Origin of the sequence: Paenibacillus lentus (assembly GCF_042714055.1) — a bacterium.
In the GTDB taxonomy this organism is placed as follows: Bacteria; Bacillota; Bacilli; order Paenibacillales; family Paenibacillaceae; genus Fontibacillus; species Fontibacillus lentus_A.
In genome coordinates, this window is sequence record NZ_JBHGVC010000005.1 from 412,778 (window position 1) to 432,732 (window position 19,955).

At 45.7% G+C, this 19,955-nt stretch carries 20 protein-coding genes and 2 pseudogenes; 21 read left to right on the forward strand and 1 reads right to left on the reverse strand.

Annotation, left to right across the window (positions count from 1 at the left end):
- Positions 1–70: 70 nt before the first annotated feature.
- The 15 genes and pseudogenes from ACE3MQ_RS14470 (at position 71) to ACE3MQ_RS14540 (ending at position 15,028) form a co-directional block, all read left to right on the forward strand.
- A complete protein-coding gene (locus tag ACE3MQ_RS14470; protein WP_379393753.1) occupies positions 71–655 on the forward strand; it encodes a prepilin-type N-terminal cleavage/methylation domain-containing protein in 585 nt (194 codons plus the stop codon).
- 39 nt (positions 656–694) lie between these two features.
- Complete coding sequence (locus ACE3MQ_RS14475; protein ID WP_379393755.1) at positions 695–2,362, forward strand: GspE/PulE family protein; 1,668 nt, start codon at positions 695–697, stop codon at positions 2,360–2,362.
- Between the two features lie 12 nt (positions 2,363–2,374).
- Entirely contained in the window at positions 2,375–3,409 is a 1,035-nt protein-coding gene (locus tag ACE3MQ_RS14480) for a type IV pilus twitching motility protein PilT (RefSeq protein WP_379393757.1), read from the forward strand.
- On the forward strand, positions 3,409–4,617 hold the full coding sequence (locus ACE3MQ_RS14485; protein ID WP_379393759.1) for a type II secretion system F family protein: 1,209 nt from the start codon (positions 3,409–3,411) through the stop codon (positions 4,615–4,617). The genes ACE3MQ_RS14480 and ACE3MQ_RS14485 overlap by 1 nt, the downstream gene beginning before the upstream one ends.
- Positions 4,618–4,689: 72 nt before the next feature.
- A complete protein-coding gene (locus tag ACE3MQ_RS14490; RefSeq protein ID WP_379393761.1) occupies positions 4,690–5,175 on the forward strand; it encodes a prepilin-type N-terminal cleavage/methylation domain-containing protein in 486 nt (161 codons plus the stop codon).
- Positions 5,176–5,186: 11 nt separating this feature from the next.
- The gene (locus ACE3MQ_RS14495) at positions 5,187–5,702 is read left to right on the forward strand and encodes a prepilin-type N-terminal cleavage/methylation domain-containing protein (protein ID WP_379393763.1); all 516 of its coding nucleotides are present in this window, start codon (positions 5,187–5,189) and stop codon (positions 5,700–5,702) included.
- 47 nt (positions 5,703–5,749) lie between these two features.
- Complete coding sequence (locus ACE3MQ_RS14500; protein WP_379393765.1) at positions 5,750–6,508, forward strand: prepilin peptidase; 759 nt, start codon at positions 5,750–5,752, stop codon at positions 6,506–6,508.
- Between the two features lie 13 nt (positions 6,509–6,521).
- Complete coding sequence (pilM, locus tag ACE3MQ_RS14505) at positions 6,522–7,538, forward strand: type IV pilus biogenesis protein PilM (RefSeq protein ID WP_379393767.1); 1,017 nt, start codon at positions 6,522–6,524, stop codon at positions 7,536–7,538.
- Positions 7,538–8,104 (forward strand): PilN domain-containing protein, encoded by a 567-nt coding sequence (locus ACE3MQ_RS14510; RefSeq protein ID WP_379393769.1) that lies wholly within the window; start codon positions 7,538–7,540, stop codon positions 8,102–8,104. Before pilM ends, ACE3MQ_RS14510 begins: the two co-directional genes overlap by 1 nt.
- Entirely contained in the window at positions 8,101–8,784 is a 684-nt protein-coding gene (locus tag ACE3MQ_RS14515) for a hypothetical protein (protein ID WP_379393771.1), read from the forward strand. Before ACE3MQ_RS14510 ends, ACE3MQ_RS14515 begins: the two co-directional genes overlap by 4 nt.
- A 39-nt stretch (positions 8,785–8,823) precedes the next feature.
- A pseudogene (locus ACE3MQ_RS14520) lies at positions 8,824–9,180 on the forward strand (response regulator); the annotation flags it as partial.
- 1,401 nt (positions 9,181–10,581) lie between these two features.
- Complete coding sequence (locus ACE3MQ_RS14525; RefSeq protein WP_379393773.1) at positions 10,582–11,442, forward strand: serine/threonine-protein kinase; 861 nt, start codon at positions 10,582–10,584, stop codon at positions 11,440–11,442.
- Positions 11,443–11,735: 293 nt separating this feature from the next.
- Entirely contained in the window at positions 11,736–12,449 is a 714-nt protein-coding gene (locus ACE3MQ_RS14530; protein ID WP_379393775.1) for an ABC transporter ATP-binding protein, read from the forward strand.
- Positions 12,446–13,807 carry an ABC transporter permease gene (locus ACE3MQ_RS14535; RefSeq protein WP_379393777.1) on the forward strand — a complete coding sequence of 454 codons (1,362 nt, stop codon included), beginning with the start codon at positions 12,446–12,448 and terminating at the stop codon, positions 13,805–13,807. Before ACE3MQ_RS14530 ends, ACE3MQ_RS14535 begins: the two co-directional genes overlap by 4 nt.
- A 138-nt stretch (positions 13,808–13,945) precedes the next feature.
- Positions 13,946–15,028 (forward strand): efflux RND transporter periplasmic adaptor subunit, encoded by a 1,083-nt coding sequence (locus ACE3MQ_RS14540; RefSeq protein WP_379393779.1) that lies wholly within the window; start codon positions 13,946–13,948, stop codon positions 15,026–15,028.
- Positions 15,029–15,221: 193 nt separating this feature from the next.
- Here ACE3MQ_RS14540 and ACE3MQ_RS14545 read toward each other — a convergent pair.
- A pseudogene (locus ACE3MQ_RS14545) lies at positions 15,222–15,359 on the reverse strand (IS5/IS1182 family transposase); the annotation flags it as partial.
- Positions 15,360–15,451: 92 nt separating this feature from the next.
- Between ACE3MQ_RS14545 and ACE3MQ_RS14550 the strand changes: the two are divergent.
- The 6 genes from ACE3MQ_RS14550 to ACE3MQ_RS14575 all read left to right on the forward strand — a co-directional run bounded on the left by ACE3MQ_RS14550 (position 15,452) and on the right by ACE3MQ_RS14575 (position 19,946).
- Positions 15,452–16,066 carry a cyclase family protein gene (locus ACE3MQ_RS14550; protein WP_379393781.1) on the forward strand — a complete coding sequence of 205 codons (615 nt, stop codon included), beginning with the start codon at positions 15,452–15,454 and terminating at the stop codon, positions 16,064–16,066.
- A 92-nt stretch (positions 16,067–16,158) separates the two neighbouring features.
- Positions 16,159–16,569: an SDR family NAD(P)-dependent oxidoreductase gene (locus tag ACE3MQ_RS14555; protein ID WP_379394084.1), complete on the forward strand. Its 411-nt coding sequence runs from the start codon at positions 16,159–16,161 to the stop codon at positions 16,567–16,569.
- Positions 16,570–16,571: 2 nt separating this feature from the next.
- Positions 16,572–17,423 carry an MBL fold metallo-hydrolase gene (locus ACE3MQ_RS14560; protein WP_379393783.1) on the forward strand — a complete coding sequence of 284 codons (852 nt, stop codon included), beginning with the start codon at positions 16,572–16,574 and terminating at the stop codon, positions 17,421–17,423.
- A 250-nt stretch (positions 17,424–17,673) separates the two neighbouring features.
- Positions 17,674–18,624, forward strand: coding sequence for a helix-turn-helix transcriptional regulator (locus ACE3MQ_RS14565; RefSeq protein WP_379393785.1), 951 nt, complete (start codon positions 17,674–17,676; stop codon positions 18,622–18,624).
- Positions 18,625–18,634: 10 nt separating this feature from the next.
- A complete protein-coding gene (locus ACE3MQ_RS14570) occupies positions 18,635–19,189 on the forward strand; it encodes a hypothetical protein (protein ID WP_379393787.1) in 555 nt (184 codons plus the stop codon).
- A 76-nt stretch (positions 19,190–19,265) separates the two neighbouring features.
- The gene (locus ACE3MQ_RS14575; RefSeq protein WP_379393789.1) at positions 19,266–19,946 is read left to right on the forward strand and encodes a helix-turn-helix domain-containing protein; all 681 of its coding nucleotides are present in this window, start codon (positions 19,266–19,268) and stop codon (positions 19,944–19,946) included.
- Positions 19,947–19,955: the final 9 nt, after the last annotated feature.

Genomic DNA, 19,955 nt, shown 5'->3' on the forward strand with positions numbered 1-19,955 from the left:
ATTGAATGATCAGGTTCATGTTTATTTTGCTGTCGTGATAAATGAATATCACTGTAGATCGGGAGGGGCCATGCGGAAGTGGAGGCTTGATCAAAAAGGTATCACCTTAATAGAATTATTAGCCGCGCTTGTTCTGTTATCTCTTATTCTTTCTTTGGCAGTGTCTGCCTACAATTTTGGAATGAATTCATTTCATCGGACGACCCAGCGCAGCGAGCTTCAGGATAATGTACGATTGATCTCTCATACGATCACTAGTGAACTGCGTTATGCGAATGAGGTGAAACTATTGGATTCCTGTCCATCTTCGGCAGATCTCATGGAAGGATACAGTTATATATGCTTGAGTTCGGATGGGACAAGTATCGATCAAATGCAGTATGCAGGGGGAACTCATGAAACCTCGAGTATCGTTGCTGCCAATCAAAAGGATTCAGTGACCTATGATTTGGAATTTAAAATTGATTCTAGCAACAGCAGTCTTCTGAGTTACACCATAGAGAGCCGAACGGGGAATCAGACCTTCCATGTGGAAACGAAGCTCTCGTTATTAAATATGGAATTATTGGAATCGGGAGCGATAACTAGCGTCGGTTCCGAGCCTTATAGAGCCATTGAATTTACCTATAAGGAAGCGCTTGACGGGACAGGTTAAGTTGGCTGTATGACTATCATGAACATAGGGTGATGAACGATGAAAAAACCGCGTACACGTCAAAGAATTGGAGAATTGTTACTTGGCTCCGGCCTGATAACGAATGAACAATTACAAATCGCCCTTAAGGAAAAAAAACCTAATCAAAAGATTGGAGAAAAGCTCGTTGAGTTAGGGATCATTAGCGAACAAAGAATCATGGAGGTACTAGAGTTTCAACTAGGCATTCCGTATATAAGCCTCTTCAAGTATCCGATCGATACGAAGCTGATCCATATTGTACCTAAAGAAATGGCTGAACGAAACAAGCTAATTCCTTTAAAAAAGGAAGGGGAGAAATTATATATTGCAATGGCAGACCCCCTGGATTTCTATGCTATTGATGATTTAAGACTGTCTACGGGGTTTGAAATCGAAGTGTCCATCGCAACCAAGGAAGATATTCAGAAGTCGATCAATAAATATTATGGCTTGTCGGATGATATGGAGGAACTGCTTGGTGTTGAACTGAAGCGTCAGCCTCGAGAAGAAGACAATGTTACCGATGAACATTCGCCGGTTGTCAAGCTGGTCAATCAATTTTTTATTCAAGCCTACCAGCAAAGGGCGAGCGATATTCACATCGATCCGCAGGAGAAAGAGGTAGTAGTTCGTTATAGAGTCGATGGCATATTAAGAACGGAAAGAAAGTTTCCACGGCATATGCTAAACATGATTGTCGCCAGAATAAAAATTTTAGCCAACCTCAATATTACCGAGTTTCGGATTCCTCAAGATGGCAGAATTAAATTGAATTTGGAAGCGTACGCAGTCGATCTTAGAGTATCTACCCTTCCTACCGTCTATGGCGAGAAGGTCGTGATGCGGCTGCTTGATTTAGATAGTGCCAACATGGATTTGAAAAGAATGAATTTCCACCCTTTAAATTATGAGAGATTTATTGAGATGATCGACAAGCCTACAGGCATTGTGCTGATTACGGGTCCAACAGGCTCGGGGAAATCCTCCACATTATACTCTGCTTTAAATCGCTTGAACACGCCGGATGTCAACATCATTACGGTTGAGGATCCAGTTGAGTATAGGCTGGAGGGAATTAATCAGGTTCAAGTTAACACAAGCGTAGGCATGACCTTTGCCAAAGGGCTGCGAGCTATTCTGCGTCAAGATCCTAATATTGTGATGGTCGGCGAAATTCGTGATACGGAGACCGCAGAAATCGCTGTTCGCGCATCGTTAACCGGACATCTGGTCTTAAGCACGATTCATACGAATGATGCTATTAGTACCATTACCAGATTAATCGATATGGGAATTGAGCCCTTTCTCGTGGCTGCATCGATCACGGGGATCGTATCGCAGCGGCTAGTACGGCGAATTTGCCAGGATTGCAAGACGACTCACATGCCGACGGAGCGAGAACGGGAAATTTTTGAGAGGCGTGGTCTACAAATTGATACTGTAACTCGTGGAAAAGGCTGCGGAACATGCAATTTGACAGGATATAAGGGAAGAATTGCACTTCATGAGATTTTGGTGATTGATGACGAAATCAGGCGTATGATCATGAACAATCGCTCTATCGAAGAGATTCGGGAAATTGCGATAAAGAAAGAAACGATATTCTTGATTGATGATGGCCTTCTTAAAGTAAAAGAAGGATTTACAACGACGGAAGAAGTACTGCGGGTAGCAATAAGTGAATAAAGGTGTGGTTGAATGGAACGGCTGGAACGACTGCTGCGAATGGCTCATGAGCTTAAAGCCTCTGACTTGCATCTCACGGTGGGCGTGCCGCCCACGTTGAGGATCAATGGAGAATTGAAGCAGGATGAATCTGAGAATCTCTCTTCAGAGGATACCGTGAAAATGGCGAAAAGCATTATGTCCAAGGAACAATGGGACATCTTGCAGGAAAAAAGGGAGTTGGATTTTTCTTTTGGCATTAAGGGTTTAACACGCTTTCGTGTAAATGTGTACTATCAACGTGCAAATATAGGCATTGCACTTCGACTTATTCCATCCGAAATTCCAGAACTGGACAACTTGCATATTCCACAAGTCATGCGGCAGCTCGCCACAAAAGCGCAAGGGCTCATACTTGTGACAGGACCTACCGGGAGCGGCAAGTCAACAACGTTAGCTTCTTTGATCGATTATATGAACAAGCATATGCGCAAACACATTGTGACACTCGAAGACCCCATTGAATATTTACACACACATCATTACTCGGTCATTAATCAACGAGAAATCGGCTATGATTCACAAAGCTTTGGCAATGGACTCAGAGCCGCATTGCGGCAAGATCCCGATGTCATTCTTGTAGGGGAGCTGCGGGATCTAGAAACGATATCGATTGCGGTTACAGCGGCAGAGACGGGCCATCTGGTATTAGGGACGCTGCACACCCCTAACGCTCCTGCAACGATCGATCGTATTCTGGATGTGTTTCCAGCTAGCCAGCAACCGCAAATAAGGGTTCAACTCGCGTCTGTCCTACTAGCTATTCTGTCCCAGCGGTTATTTCCTACCATTGACCATAAAGGAAGGCGAGTCGCCACGGAGCTGCTGATTAACACCCATGCGATAGCCAATCTGATTCGCGATCATAAGGTTCACCAAATTACCAACTTTATGCAGACGGGTAAATCTCACGGAATGCACACGCTGGATATGTCGATGACCGAATTAATAGAGAATCGGATTATTACCAGAGAATCAGCCGAACCATACTTTAGGGAGATGAAGTAATGGCACAGTTCAAATACACAGGTCGTGACCGGTTCGGAAAATCCCGTAAGGGTAAAATCTCGAGTACTACGAGGAAGGATGCCGTAGTTGAGCTGCGCGGAAAAGGGATAGCCGTTACAGAGATTATAGAGCTGAAAGAGGATTTGCTCACGAAGGAAATAACGATCGGGAATCCCGTCAAAACGCAGGATTTCGTTCTCTATCTTAGACAATTCTCTACGCTGATCGTTGCCGGTGTGTCGGTGGCGGAAGCTACGAGAATATTGGCAGAACAAACGGAGAGTAAGGCATTGTCCAGGGCTTTGAAAAATGTGGAGGTGGATTTGCGTTCAGGTCAACCCCTATCCGAAGCGGCGGTCAAACATGAGAAAATCTTTCCTCCAATGTTTATCAATCTGGTTCAGGCTGGCGAAGCATCGGGAAATCTCGATGACACATTGGATCGATTAGCTACCTATTTTGAGAAAATGCACTATTCGATGCAAAAAGTGAAATCGGCACTGACCTATCCGATTGTCATTATGATTGTGGCGGTCATCGTGGTGATTTACTTGCTGACTAACGTTGTTCCTATGTTTGCTGAGATGTTTGCCCAATTCAATGCGGAGCTTCCTGCAATTACGAAGTTCGTTTTGGCGATAAGTCATTGGATTAAGTCATTCTGGTGGCTGATTCCACTGTTGATTATAGGTATTATTGTCGGAATCACGCTTGTTTTAAAGGATCCTAAAAGTAAATATTACATGGACTACGCCATTCTTAAGACGCCAATATTCGGTAAATTGGTACAAAAATCCATGATTGCCCGGATGACGCGCACATTAAGCTCACTCTTTAAGAGCTCTGTACCGATTCTGGATGCGCTAGTCATCGTAGAAAAAGTCGTTATGAACGAAGTGATGGTCGGTGTACTGAAGGAATCGAGAACCTCATTGGAGGGGGGGAACGCATTATCGGAGCCTATGAAGAAGCATTGGATTATTCCCCCCCTCGTGACCCAGATGATCGCGATCGGCGAACAATCAGGCTCTCTGGATTTCATGCTGGAGAAAATATCGGATTTCTACGAAAAGGAAGTCGAGTCAACGGCCGATGCGCTAAAGGGCTTGATTGAGCCGCTTATGATTGTCTTTCTAGCCGGGATTGTCGGGGGCATTGTGATATCGATCATTGTTCCGATGTTTGATATTTTCAATCACGTGAAGTGAGTTGTGAACATGGTTATAATGGCAACATTATAATATATTTTGCAATTAATACAAATTTTGAGGAGGGTTTACATGTTACAAAGGGCAGTAAGAACAGTAAAAAATGAGAAAGGTTTAACGCTGATTGAGTTATTGGCGGTCGTCGTCATTCTCGGGATTATCGCAGCCATTGCGATTCCGGCGATCGGCGGACTGATTGACAACAGCAAGAAGGATGCGCACGTGGCCAATGCGGTACAAATGATTAATTCGGCGAAATTAATGGTAGTTGGAGACGATACTAAAAGACCAGATGTTGAAAAACCAGATGTAGCAGTCGAAATAACCTTGAAAGATTTGGTTGATGAAGGTTATCTAGAGCCAGTTAGAGACCCGGATACTAATAAAACGGATACCTATAACGAAACTGAATCTAAGGTTTATGTAAAATTTGTTACTGGCAGCACTACACAATTCGAATACTCAGTAATACTTCAAAATGCTAAACGGGCTGTAAAAACGGAGGCTGGCGGCGCAGTAGCAGAAGCAGATGTTGCAAGATCTTCAGTGAGAGAATAGTTAAACGCCGATTGAAAAATCAAAAAGGCTTAACGCTAATCGAGCTATTAGCTGTCGTTGTTATTCTTAGCATTATCGCTTTAATTGCAATTCCGGCGATCGGCGGACTGATTGATAACTCGAAGAAAGACGCCCATGTTGCGAATGCCATCCAGATGGTCGATTCGGCTAAGCTGGCTGTGATCGCCCATCGCGAAGTGAGGCCGCCAAGCAGCGGTCATGTGGTTTACATTTCTCTGCAATGGCTGATTGACGAAGGTTATCTAGATGAAGTGAGAGATCCGGACGGTGGAGCTTATACTACTCAAGATGCAGGATCAGGGAATTTTAGGCTTACAGGCGGATCTGACGTACCATCCACACCAGGTACATACATACGAGTCGAGGCCATTGGTAATAGTCACTCATTTAGTGTCTTCACCGATAACGGCACCAGAGGAGTACGAGCTGCTGACGACAATGATGGAACTAACGTCTCTCACTATGTGGCTGAATACAATATAAAGCGAAGCAGTGTCCGTAATTAAGCACTCCCCCCTAGCGGGGGAGTGTTATTCTAACAAGGGGATGTACGATGTCCGCATTTTATTATATTTATGTATCCATTGTCGGCCTATGCCTGGGCTCCTTTTATAACGTGGTTGGTCTGCGGGTTCCTAAGGGCGAATCGATTATAACACCGCGTTCTCATTGTACCCAGTGTCAGCGGATCTTGGGCCCTGGAGAACTGGTTCCCTTTTTCTCTTACTTGTGGCTACGCGGTAAATGCCGCAATTGCGGGACAAGCATTTCTCCCCTATATCCTGTCTTTGAAATCACGACTTCGTTCTTGTTTTTAATAGCGCCTTGGCTGCTGGGATGGTCAAATGAATTGATCATTGCTTGGACGCTGATTTCTTTATTGATCATTATTTGTATTACGGATATTCACTACATGCTGATTCCAGATAAAATCCTGATCGCGTTTACGCTTGTGCTTCTCCCGCTGCGTTTAGTATTTCCCTTGGATCCTTGGTGGGATCTGTTCGTGGGAGCCTTAGTCGGTTTTACCTTACTGTTCTTGATTGCTCTGATCAGTAGAGGCGGCATGGGTGGAGGAGATATTAAACTATTTGCGGTTCTCGGTCTCATCTTGGGATGGAAGGGCGTTTTAATAGCCTTTTTTTTCTCAACAGTTTATGGAACGATCATCGGTGGCGTTGGAATGATATTTGGAAAGGTTCGGAGGGGAAAACCGATGCCCTTTGGGCCTGCCATTGGCTTAGGAACAATAACTGCTTATTTTTGGGGTGAGGCGTTGATTGATTGGTACTTCCAGTTCTTTAGGATCTAGTGGAGGCGAAAATATGAATGCAAGCCGCAAGCGTACACAAAACAAGAGAAAAATGATTAACCTGGTCATTAAAGATTATGCGATTCGCTATATAGATGCCAAAAAGCCAAATTTATACGGAGTGGCGGAAATCGGCGAATATATTTTACCCCCTAACATTATACGTGAAGGAAAAATTGTTGATCCAGATCGGCTTCGTTCGATTCTTAAAGACTGTGTTCGAAGATGGAAGATCAGGGATAGGGAAGTTCAATTTCTTGTTCCGGATCCATTCGTGATGGTTCGAAAAATTGATATTCCGCTTGATGTGAAAGACGAGGAAATTAAAGGACACTTATATCTTGAGCTTGGCTCCAACATTCACCTGCCATTTGAGGATCCTCTCTTTGATTTTGATTTTCTCGAAGCGCGGGAGGATAAGAAGGAAATATTATTGTTTGCAGCGCCTGAACATATTGTTACGCAATATGCGGAACTTATAGAGAGTGCAGGGCTTAAGCCTGTCGCAGCGGACATTTCGTCTTTAGCTATCTATCGTTTATTTCATCAAATGAGTAAGAAATCAAGATCGCAGCCTACGGGCAGCGCATCGACCTTGTCTATTCAATATGATCTACATACCGTTACGATAAGCATATTTAACAATCATAAATTAATGTTAGTTCGTCAGCTGAAGTTGGGCCTGTCTCCAGACAGTTGGGAGACTACAGTCGATAGAATGGGGGCCTCGACAACCGTTTGGAATGGCGATGAAGCGTATTTGAAATACGAAGCTAAAGTAATCATGGAGGAAATCCAGCGAGTGATCAACTTTTATTATTCCTCGATCAGCCGAAGTGACGAAGAACTCGAAAGTATCATTTTGACAGGAGATTATCCGTATCTTGAGAATATCACTGAGGATTTGCAGCAAATTTTCGGAAAGACGCCGATCACTTTCTCTGAAGAATGGTTTGAAGCCCAGTCCGGTGAACTAATAACCCCTAAATATTTTCTAACACTTGGCTTGGCGTTAAAGGGGGGGACCTAATGTTAAGTGAGATCAATCTACTCCCGCAAAAGGAAAGAAGAAGCGTTTTATTTGTCATTGTGCTGACGATTATTTTGGCGGTGGGGGTTATTGGCGGAACATTGCTGTCTTTTCACTATCAATCCCTTGCAAGGCAGAAAAGTATGAAGGAAGCCGAAATTGCAACAATAGCGAAGGAGATCGAAATCGCCACGATACAATTGCAAGAAGCATCTTCTAAATCAAATGTATTACATTATAAATCGATCGTGGAAACTGTCAGGCAGTTGCCTTTGCGAACCGTGGCTATTCTTGATGATATGGCAGCTGTATTGCCAACTAGCGGGCATTTCTATAAATATGAATATATGGATACAGGCGAGATAATTTTAACAGTCCAATTTAACAACTTAAACGATGTAGCTTATTACTTGCATGAATTGACTTACGCGGATTGGGTCAAAGATGTAGAGATTAACTTAGTAAATAGGGTGGAAGGAAATGGTGTATCGTTTTATCGCGCAAATTACAATGTTGAGCTAGATAAGAAAGCCTTCTTGCTTTGGGAAGGGGATGGTGTAGATTGAACGCAAAACAAGTGAGAGTTACTATTCTAATAGCCGTGGCTATTCTAGTTATATCTACCCTGTTATTGTTATATTTTAATTTTGCCAACCCTCTCAAGAAGGAAGTGGAGACTTTATCCGAGAAAATTGTGGCGGATACCAAGATACTGGAGACTGTGAGGGAAAAGATTGCGGAACAACCGAAGCTGGATAAGGAAGAGGCCTTGAAATTGCAGACTGAGGTACCGCTTGAACCTTTTGTCGATAAACTTATTGTGGATATAAGATCGATAGTACAAGAAACGCAGAATGCAGTTGAAAATATAAGTGTTAACTATTCACAAGTTACAATGGACGAGTTAATAAATACGACAGGTACTGAGATTGCTGCAACTAACACGGATGAAGTCCAAGAAGGGGGTGTGGGCGCACTTGAAGTATATAAAGTTACATTAAACATGAATCTGGAATCGCTAACGTACGATCACTTGCGTCAATTTATTCTGGGGATCGAGGGCTTGGAGCGGGTCATTAATATAGATTCAATCTCATTTTCAGTTGATAACAGGTATTATCAAGTAAGTCTATCTATCTTTTATGCACCTCAATTTGAAGCTATCGAGGATCGTCTTCCAAAGGCCAATTTCCCTCAACCTGTTAAGAAGAGCAACCCGACGGCAAGCTGGGGGGGAACGCCATAAAAGCTGCAACAAGAACCTAAAAGTGAGGGTGGAATTACAATGTCACTTCGTATTCTTATCGTTGACGATACCAGATTTTTACGTATGATGCTGACGGATATATTAACTAATTCAGGATATGAGGTAGTAGGTCAAGCGGAAAATGGGCTGATTGGCATTGAAAAATTTAAAGAGCTTAGACCCGACATTGTTATGATGGATATTTCCATGCCTGAAATGGACGGAATACAGGCTCTGAAGGAAATTAGAAAAATAGACGCCGATGCGGTGGTGCTTATATGCTCGGCGATGAGTCAAAGAGAGCTGATCTCCAAGGCGATAGAGGCAGGGGCGAACAACTATGTTACCAAGCCTTTCGATTCGGATAGTATTAATGCGCTTATCGAAAACGTTATACCACTGATCGAACGGAACAAAATGGCGGACAGTGAAGAAACAGAGGATCATGAAGATACAGAGGATCGTGTAGAAACAAAGGACCACGAGGAGACAACGGTGAGTTTTGGAGAAGAGCCGGTGCTGAGCCAACTGGAGATTGAACAGTTAAGTCAGCTATGGAGTGATGAAAAATGGGACAACGATTCTCCTTCGAATACTGAGGCAAGCCCAGATTTGGATTCAGGGCTCGAGTTGGAGCACGATTTGGCGTCAAATTCAGAACTGGACTCAGAATCAGACCTAGGTCAGAAGCAAAATCATCTAATAGAAGGGAAATACTACGAGCTGGATCAGCCCGAGGAGCTGCCATTAGAAGACGAGCCGGGTAAAGAGGAATCTACAGATCAATCTGCAGATCAATTTGGATCGATCCTTAGAGCCTTTGCAGAATTCAGGGATGAGGAAGAGGCTGAGGATGCCTATAAGGACGACGGTAAGGAAGAAAAAGAATATATGTCTTTGTTTGAAGGCGTGCATACTGACTTAGAGCTAGGATCAGGGAGCGAGCTTGGCAGCATGTCAGAAGAAGCTGCCACATTAATGCAAGCCGAAGAGGAAGAAGTTGGGGACGTTGGTGAAGATGTCATGGAAGAAGCGGCCAAGGAAAGCGATGAAGAATCAATAGAACAATGGGATGAAGAAGCAATAGAACAATTAAATGAAGAAACCGGGGACGTGTTTATGATAAATAATGAAATGGCAAATGTAGATCGTGAGGAAGAGCGAATAGAAAAAATGGTTCAGACCGAGAATATCCCCTCTACATCTGACTTTAAAAAAATAAATGTAAAAAATATTGTCAGTAGTATCATGTGTAATTGGACTGAAGTATCTGAGAATCATGAGGCAAATCATTTAGTAATCTTTAATGAACATGATAAAACAATTCAGATTGATATTGTAGCATCGAATGATCAAAAACAAAGTATAAAGTTAACTTTAGACAGCTTTTCTTACTTAGTCAGTTGGCTCAAAGAAAAGGGAATTCCAGTCGATCCTCAGTAATAGTGAGCGAGCAAAATAACTTAACTAAGCAACCAGTTACTAGAATTCAATAGGTGACTGGTTATTTAGTTTCGCCTATAATCATTATAACAACATGAGAACAACAACCCACTAGAATAAGGTGGGTTTTTCATTTTCTGCTGGTAGCGCATGGGTAGACTTTAATTAATCATATTTAGTAACCTTCCAACGCTTTGCTGCTGGATGTATAATCATGGAAGATTAGAAGTAGTGATAGTGATCCGTATATCGTATTAACTTTTGAACCTTAAATCAGTTAATTAGACATCAAACGGCCTGGCCCTATGAGAAGTGTTGATCTAGGAACAGGTCGTTTATTTATAGGAGGAAGCCATGGCAGTAACCGTTCAGCTCCAAAACCGAGCTTTCGAATTGCAAACCTTTCATGACTTTGCATGGCTGGATAGCATGGGAGAGGTAATTGCGGTATTCGATCAGCAGGATTCCGGTAATATTTCATTTGGAATCAAGCAAGAGGATGGTCAGAAAATTTTTGTGAAGTATGCAGGAGCAGAAACTATAAACTACCAGGGAGACGTTAGGGAAGCTATTCTGCAGCTGCAGCAGGCTATGACGGTGTATGAAGATCTGACGCACCCTTGTTTGGTGAAGCTGGTGAGGCATTTTTCAACGAGGGATGGTTATGCTGCGGTTTTTGAATGGTTCGAGGGGGAGAATCTTCATCCTCATTGGTCTTTCCCGCCGCCTGCGAAGTATACAGACCCTGCGTCACCGTATTACCAATATAGGCAGCTCTCCGTAGAACAGCGCCTCTCTTCTTTAGATGATATTTTTGCGTTTCATGCTGCTGTCGAGAAGCGAGGTTATGTTGCTATTGATTTTTATGATGGGAGCATTATGTATGATTTTAAATTAGGAGTTACTCGATTATGCGACATTGATCTGTATCGGAAAAGGCCCTTTATCAACCGCATGGGTAGAATGTGGGGCTCTTCCAGATTCATGTCCCCGGAGGAGTTTGAAAGAGGCGCCGTAATCGATGGAATAACCAATGTGTTTAATATGGGAGCCACGGCTTTTGCGCTGCTCGGCAGAGAGCTCGACCGTTCATTGGCAAAATGGGAGGCTGGCCCAGAGCTGTATGAGGTGGCCTTGAAGGCTGTTGAACCGGAGCGGAACCGCCGATATTCATCCGTGGCGGAGTTTAATGCGGCATGGAAGCAAAGGAGATAGAAGCTTATGAAGATACGCCCTCACTGATAGGGCAAAGTGATATTTGTCTATCAGCGGGATACCTTTTTCTAGTAAAATAGACGGTGGAGCAACTGGATTGGCATCTTGCGGAAATTTTTATCGTATAACATGCAGGGGCTGACGCCGGATGTATCGTCTATTTATTGAGATATAAGAATTTATAAGCTTCACTCTTATACAAGGCTTATATTTCTACGCGAAACGTAGTTGTGCCGTTCATGGGCGGCGTCAGCCGTTTACGCTTGAGAGATTCATATAAAGGAGTGGAGAACTTGCTTCGTGTAGAGGGCTTGTCCCATGCTTTCAAGAATGGCGGCGAGACCACGCTGGTTCTGCAGAACATCAATTTTCACGTCCGCAAGGGCGAGATGATTGCACTGCTGGGCAGCTCGGGCTCAGGAAAGTCGACCCTGCTCAATCTGATGGCGGGGCTGATGAAGCCGACCGAAGGCGAAATTTATATCGCCGATCATAACATTGTGAAGATGAACGAGAACAAGCTGGCCGAGTTCCGCCGCGAGCATATCGGTTTTATATTTCAAGCTTATGAGCTCCTGCCGAACTTGACGGTGCGTGAAAATATCGAGATGCCGCTTGTCTTTCAATCTACCCGCCCCTCCGTCCGCAAGCAAAAAGCGCTGCAGTTGCTCGAGCAGGTCGGCATCCCGGACAAGGCCGAACTGTTCCCGTCCCAGCTGTCGGGCGGACAGCAGCAGCGGGTCAGCATCGCCCGGTCGCTGATTACCGAGCCTTCGGTCATCTTCGCCGACGAGCCGACCGGGAATCTGGATACGAAGACGGAGGAAGAAATTTTGGCAATCCTCAAGCGGCTCAACCAGACGATGAACACCACCTTTATTATTGTCACGCATGAGCAAGAGGTGGCGCAACAAACGCAGAAGATTATTACGCTACGGGATGGACAGCTCCAGACATCACAGCCGGCTGTAGATCCGCAAGCGGAAGCAGAGGAGGTACAAGCTTGAGAATCAGCGATCTGACAAGGCTGTCTTGGGATCAGGTGCGGCGGCGCAAAGTCGTGACCATGCTGTGCGCAGCCGGCTTGTCCATCGGCTGCGCCGCAATTATATTGGCGATGAGCATCGGCGAATCGACACAACAGATCGTCGAATCCGAGCTGAACAGCTTTCTAAAGATGGATGAGATTACGGTCATGCCCAATTCCGGCGCCATGCCGGGTCAGGGCAACCCTGACCAGGTCAGCGAAGAGGCGATTAACCGCGGGCTGCTGACGGATCAGAAGCTCGAGGTTATGCGCAATATGAAGCATGTAACGGCTGTCGCGCCATATCAGACATTCGATCATTTGGAAATGACGACAGCGGACAGCAAGGAGGGCTTCGTCGAAGTGGTCGCTACGGATCTGACCCGGCTTGAGGACTTTGGCGAGACCTTCGCGCAGGGCAAGGCCGACAGCGTTGATATCAATTCAGTTGTGCTCAGTTACGGCGCCACGATGGGCTTGATGGACGAGGAGACTAGAAACAAACTGTATGAAGCAATGGAACGTTCAGGATATGATCGAAGCTCCCAGGAGCAATACCGCAATATGATGGTCATACCGACAGCTATGTACCAGACGCAAATTCAGCTCGTGAAGTATGACGAAAATGGCAAACAGCTAACGAGCACTCCCTTGCAGGTCGTTGGCGTGCTGAAGAAGCCCAAGGGCCGCAGCGATATGTCCATCGCCCAGGACAGCAAGATTTACATCTCAATCGAAACGGCTGAGCAGCTGCGAAAAGAGCTGATTCCTTCCTCGGTGCAAAGCAGCACAACTACATACAACAAGGTTAAGGTGAAGGTGGACGCGGAGCAGAACGTAAAGCAGGTCGAGGAGCAGCTGCAGCGGCTTACCGTATCGACACAGTCGAATCTGCTGCAGAAGGAGCAGCTGGAGGAGCAATTCGCCGTGTTCAAGGCGATTGCGATCGGTGCGGGCGTCTTTATTTTGATCATCGCCTCGATCTCCATTATTGTCGCCATGACGATGTCGACCTATCAGCGCCGCCGGCAGATCGGCATTATGAAGGTGCTGGGGGCCAATCTGTCCCAGATCCGCAATATGTTCATTGTTGAAGCAGCCTTACTCGGCTTCCTGGGAGGGCTGCTGGGCATTATGTTTTCTTACTGGATCGTATGGGGAATCAACGCGCTCATTTTGTCATTGAATAGCGGGGAGTCGGATATATCGATTTTTATTCCGTATACAGCCATTCCGGTCGGGCTGGCCTTTGCGATCATGACAGGCATTATATCGGGCATTTATCCGGCGGTCAGCGCATCGCGGACGGATGCTTTAACCGCTATCAAGCGGGATTAGAGATTCGATATCCGTTCCGCATGGCCTAAGATGCTCCGCCAAGACGGTGCAACAGAGGGAAACGGGGCTGCATACAGAGTCATACACGGCCTCGCAGCTGCCAATTCTAAGCGGTATGAGAGAAGGAGAGCAGGGAAAGTGAAGAAAAAAATAAAATGGATCATTATCGCCATCATTCTTGCCGGAATCAGCTACGTGCTGTATTCCATGTCGAAGCCTGCCCAGATCGCCGATCCGGGAATGGAGTCCCAAGCCATCACATTCCAGGTAACGAAAGAGACACTGGTTCACACGATACGGGTCAAGGGAAAATCGCTGTATGAGCAGGAGACGCCAGTCTATGCTCCGTTCAGCTCCAAAGTAACGGAATGGAAGATCGAGGACGGCCAGCAGGTCAATAAAGACGATGTGCTGTTCAGGCTGGATCAGACCGAGCTGCAGAACCAGATTACACGTGAGGAAGCGGAGCTTCGCAAAGCCGAGCTGGAAACCCAACTGCAGTCTTTTGTCGCAGAGCTCGACACCGAGACGACAGGAGGCGAACTAACCGATGAGAGCCGCAAGAAATTGCTCGCCAACCGGGAGAGTGCGCGGTTGACGAAGGAGCTGGAGGACGTGCGTAAATCGATTCAGCATCAGGAGCTGCAGCAGAAAAAGCTGAAGCTGCAGGATTCCGAATTCCGCGCTCCGGCTGCGGGCATTTTCCTGTTCGATTCGGCAGCGAAGAAGCCGCAAGCGCTTAGCGACAATCAATATATTGGCAAGATTGTCGATCTGAACAAGCTGCAATTTACCGCCCTCGTCGGGGAGCAGGATGTATTCCGGATCAAGCCGGATATGAATGTGAAGGTGACAATGAGCGCGATGAAGGATGTGCCGCTGACCGGAACCGTGAAGCATGTCTCCAAATTTGCCAAGACGGGAACCGACCAGGACAGCTTGAATAAAGCGGCGCAATTCGAGGTCATCATCTCTCTTGAGCCAAGCGAGTATCTGATTGCCGGGCTATCGCTCACCGGCGATATCGAGACCAGCCGCAAGGAAAATGTATTGGCTCTTCCGTCGATAGCTGTCATGCGCGATCAGACCTCCGCCTATGTCATGCTGGATAAAGGATCGGGTCAATACGAGCGCAGAGATATCAAGACAGGCCTGGAGACGACGGATAAAACCGAGGTGTTGGAAGGCTTGAAGGAAGGCGATACGGTCGCCCTGCAATAAGTGCCAGGCGGCGCTCCATTTATTTCAGACGAACCTGACAGGTAGTTGTCAGGTTCGTCTGTTTATACTATATATAAGTTGAACTAAAGAAGCAGCAGTGACTGGTCAGAGTGTGACATGTTCTGGAGAAACGAAGCGTTCCCCTTTGTTCACGGATTTCTACCTCTACTAGAGCTAGAGCGTGTCTTCAAACCTAATTTAGCCATAACAAAATAGCGGCCAGTGATAAAAAGGCAGCAATTGTACATGTTAGTTTATCGTAACGAGTAGCTAGTCTGCGATAATGTTTGAGCTTGTTGAATAAACATTCCACAAGATGGCGTTCTTTGTACCGGGGAGCAGCGGCAGCAGAATAATATCGGAAAAATGGCTTTGCTGAAATGGGCAGAATTGTTTTTCCAAAAAAATTGGAGTTGATTTCAAATGATCATTGATCTTTCCCACCTTATTGTAGATGGAATGCCTGTATTTCCAGGCGATGAAGAGACGGTATTGCACCAGTCCAGGCGCTTCGAGAAGGATCACTATAACAATCACCAGCTATCGATTAACATGCATGCGGGGACTCACATTGATGGCCCTATGCACTTAACGGATTCGAACATATATCTTAATGAACTATCGCTGGAGACTTTTATTGGAGAAGGGTGTCTGCTAGACGTATCTACCCAAACAACCATTCATTATAAGGAAGAGTATGAGCACTTCATTAGACCCCATCAAATCGTGCTTTTGTACACGGGCCATAGCAAGCACTTTGGGGATGCGAAGTATTTTACGGACTATCCTGTATTGACCCCAGAATTTGCGGAACTGTTGATCAGGAAGCAGGTGAAAATGATCGGCATGGATACGCCTTCGCCTGATAAGCATCCATTTGATATCCACAAATATTTATTTAACCACGGTATGCCCATTGCCGAGAATCTGACTAACCTGGAGCAGCTATTGAATGTGAAATCGTTCGAGGTCATTGCACTTCCGCTTCATATTAAATCCGACTCTTCCCTAGCTCGAGTCATTGCCCGTCTGCTATAATCTCTCGTTGAGGCAAGGAAATGGGCTCGTACGAACTGTTTTGAAAAAATTATCCTGATGGAGGTGCGCTTGTTGAAAGAGGTCATTTTATTATTACAGGAACGTCCAAAGGAATCGGCGAGCAGTTGGCAGGCATGCTGCTTGATCTAGGACACCAGGTATACGGCATTGCCCGTGGAAGCTCAGAGCGTTTACATAGCTATAGCAACTACACCCATCGCACGTTTGATTTGAACGATATTATGGGAATTGAATCCCTGATTGAAGGGATTGTTAATGAGGTGAATATAAACGACTCCAAAATATTTTGCCTGATAAATAATGCAGCTATGCTTGAGCCGCTAAAACCAATTGATCGCTGTACCGCCCAGGAAATCCATCATAATCTGCAAGTCAGCTTAATAGCACTGCAGGCAGCGGCCAGAGGAAAGAACGAGCAGGAGTTTGAGATGGCAAAATATTTCAAGCAAGCTGGACAATCATCTGATCGACAGGAGGATTAATCATGGCTAAGCATCATAGACGAGGAGCAGCATTGATTCAAGAGGTGAACCGCACCGAGGTTCCCTTCGGGACGCTGGCGATTTGGTTTCTAGGGCAAGAGAGCGTAATTATCAAGGGTGACGGAGTAACAGTGTATGTCGATCCCTATGTATCGGATCACTTGGATTTACCTCGTACTTACCCTGCGCCGATCACCCCTGAGGATATTATCGGGGCTGACCTTTGCCTGATTACGCATAAGCATGTAGATCATATGGATGCAGGCACACTGCCTATTTTTCATCGGCAAAACAAAGAAGCGCTCATCATGGCTCCCGCTTGCTGTAAACTGGACTTGGTCGAAATGGGCGTAGACGCCTCGCAAATATTGGAAGCGGACGACAGCCAGCAGGCAAAGCTGTTTTCAAAAGTCAAAATCACGACGATTCCTGCAGCCCATGAGCAGCTGGAGAAGGACTCGGCCGGGAAGCCACGCTATGTGGGATATGTCATCGAGCTGAACGGGGTCACGCTTTATCATGCGGGAGACACGGTGATTTTTCCCGAGCTGGTGGAGAAAATGAGTGCGATACAACCTGACGTTGCCCTGCTCCCAATCAATGGGGCGGATTACTTCCGCCGGGAGCGCGGGATTGTCGGCAACATGAATTACAGAGAAGCTGCCGAGCTCGCGGTGAGAATAGGCGCGGAGACGGTCATCCCGCTGCATTATGACGTGTTCGCCGGGAATGCAGAGAAGCCGGGCCACTTCGTAGATTATCTCTATGAGCATTTCCCTGAGCAGAAATGCCATGTCATGGCTCGTGGCGAGCGGTTTATATATGTGACGGACAGAGCCTTTCTTCAGCCGTAAGGCAAGGTGGTACCTACGTTTTCGCACCGCGCGCAGCTCCCAGCGCGCGGTGTTTCGCTGCATGACGGCGGTCGGTCGACCACAGAGATAGATCTTAGGAGAATCGTTATTACTAATTTTTAGGTTGAGGTCGGTTTATGCCGGCATTTTTAGCTTATATATGACAACGGTTGACGTATATCTATGATAAAATCGGGTCAGATGGTAGGTCAGATGGTACCAAGGGAACGATAAAAAGGAGGCAGGCGGCTTGCGGGCAGATCGGCTTGTATCTATACTGTTATTGCTGCAAAACTACGGACAGCTGACGACGCGCGAGCTGGCAGAGCGGCTGGAGGTATCCGAGCGGACGATTCATCGAGATATGGAGGCGTTAAGCGCCTCGGGAGTTCCAGTGTTTGCGGAACGGGGAGCCGGTGGGGGCTGGGCGTTAACAGAGGGCTACCGCACCGATCTGACGGGAATGAAACCGGAAGAGATGCAGGCCCTGCTGCTGGCTCATTCCTCTTCATTGCTTAGCGACCTTGGGCTCGGCAGTGTTTTTGAGCTTGCTTATCAAAAAATGCTGGCCGCTTTTCCCGATCGGCTGCAGGGAGACGCCGAAAGGGTACGTCAGCGCATTCATATCGACGGTGCCGGTTGGCATCGATCGGCCGAGCAGCTGCCGGACTTGCCGATCATTCAAGAAGCGATTTGGCAGGACAGCAAGCTCAGCTTGGAGTATCACCGAGAAGAAGCTGTCGTGGAACGGATTGTCGAGCCGCTCGGCTTAGTCGCCAAGGGCAGCATCTGGTATCTCGTAGCCCGGGTGGAAGGGGAAATGCGTACCTATCGCGTCTCTCGGGTAATGAATGCCAGGATATTGGATGAGACGTTTCAGCGACCGGAATCCTTTGACTTGGCTGTTTACTGGGAGCATTCCACGCAGCAATTCAGAGCCAATTTACCCCGCTTTCCTGCTAGAATCAAGTTTAATAAAACCGTGTTGACCCGTATAAATCAGCAGCGTTATATGAAGCTTTTACATACCCGTTCGGATGAAAATGGTTGGATCGAAGCGGATGTTGAGTTCAATACACTGGACTCCGCTTGTGAAATAATGCTTGGTTATGGATCGCTGGCCAGGGTGCTGGAGCCGTTCGAACTACGTGATCGGGTGATTTCAGAAGCAAAGGCGATCATCGAGATGTATAGAGGGTAGGTGAAATAGGATGAAGAGAATATATTTTATGATCGTTTGTAGTGTTGTTTTATTGTTGGGAGCTTACTACGTCTATCATGAGTCAAATAAGAATGAAGCGACCCCGGAAGATATCCATATTGAGGCTTCATTGAAGCGCAACCTCAACCCAAACATGGATCATAAAGATTACATGCTCGAGGTTTATATCGATAAAAAGAAGTACAGTCAGCACATGGTATATCCGTATATGCCAGGGCTGCATTTCATGTCTTTCGACGCCAAAGAGGATGAGGGCTTTTTTGTGCCGGGCAGCATAGGAAGTGCAGGCGATGATGAAATAAAGGTTGCAGATACATTGAATAAGCACAATATCCCCAAGGAAAATTTGGAGAACGGTTACATGAATTTCATCGGTTTTTGGAGCCCCCAGGAAGAAGGAAGCCACAAATTGAGAATGTACTTCGAGGCAGATGACGATTTTAAATTTTCGGATGAAATGTACCTCGTATATGTTCATAAAGAGGAAGGAGCATTTAGACAGGATTTAGGCTGGACTAAATTAGTGAAGGTTCAGGCAGAGTGATTGAACTTTTGTTTTAGTTCGATTGAAGTTGGATTGAAGTTTGTGTGTTTTTTCGTTAGAATTGGAGGTGGGGTGAATGTATATGTTTAATCTTACTGACAAGGAAATTGCAATATCTGAGGCAATCATGATATCCGAACTGATTAAAGGTCATCTTTCGGAATACGATACTGATAAGGTATCGATATTTATTAAGGCACTATCTAACTATATAGAGAAGACATCGATAGAAAGTCCAGATGCTTTGTTGCAAGAGATTCGCAAATCCATGGAAGAAAATAACTATCACCGAGCCCTGCAGAGAATGTTGATCCATATGGCTAATATGGGGACATCTGAGGAGGCACTTGCAGTAAGAATGTATACAACAGGGGACATTGCGCGTTTTTTTGGAGTTAGTGTCGCTACCGTTAACAACTGGCTGAATCAAGGCAGATTTATCGGTTTTGAAAAAGCTGCACGTTACAAGCAGGCAAGAATTCCAGAGAATGCCCTCTACTTGTTTCCAACCGGAGATCGAATGACGATCAGAGAGGTCGCTGAAACATATAAAGTAGAGCAGTCTCGTTTAAAGCGGAAAGCAGAGATGACACCTGCCGAAGAACTTGCTGAAATGTTGTCAGTCGTCATTCATTATGAGAAAAAATACGGCGGCGAATATAAGGATACCCTTGCCCTAAAGGGTGAAGGTGAGTTAACACCGGAAGAAGAAAGGGATGCGCACGAGTGGGCTTATCTCCTTCGTGTTATTAAATAAACATTTATG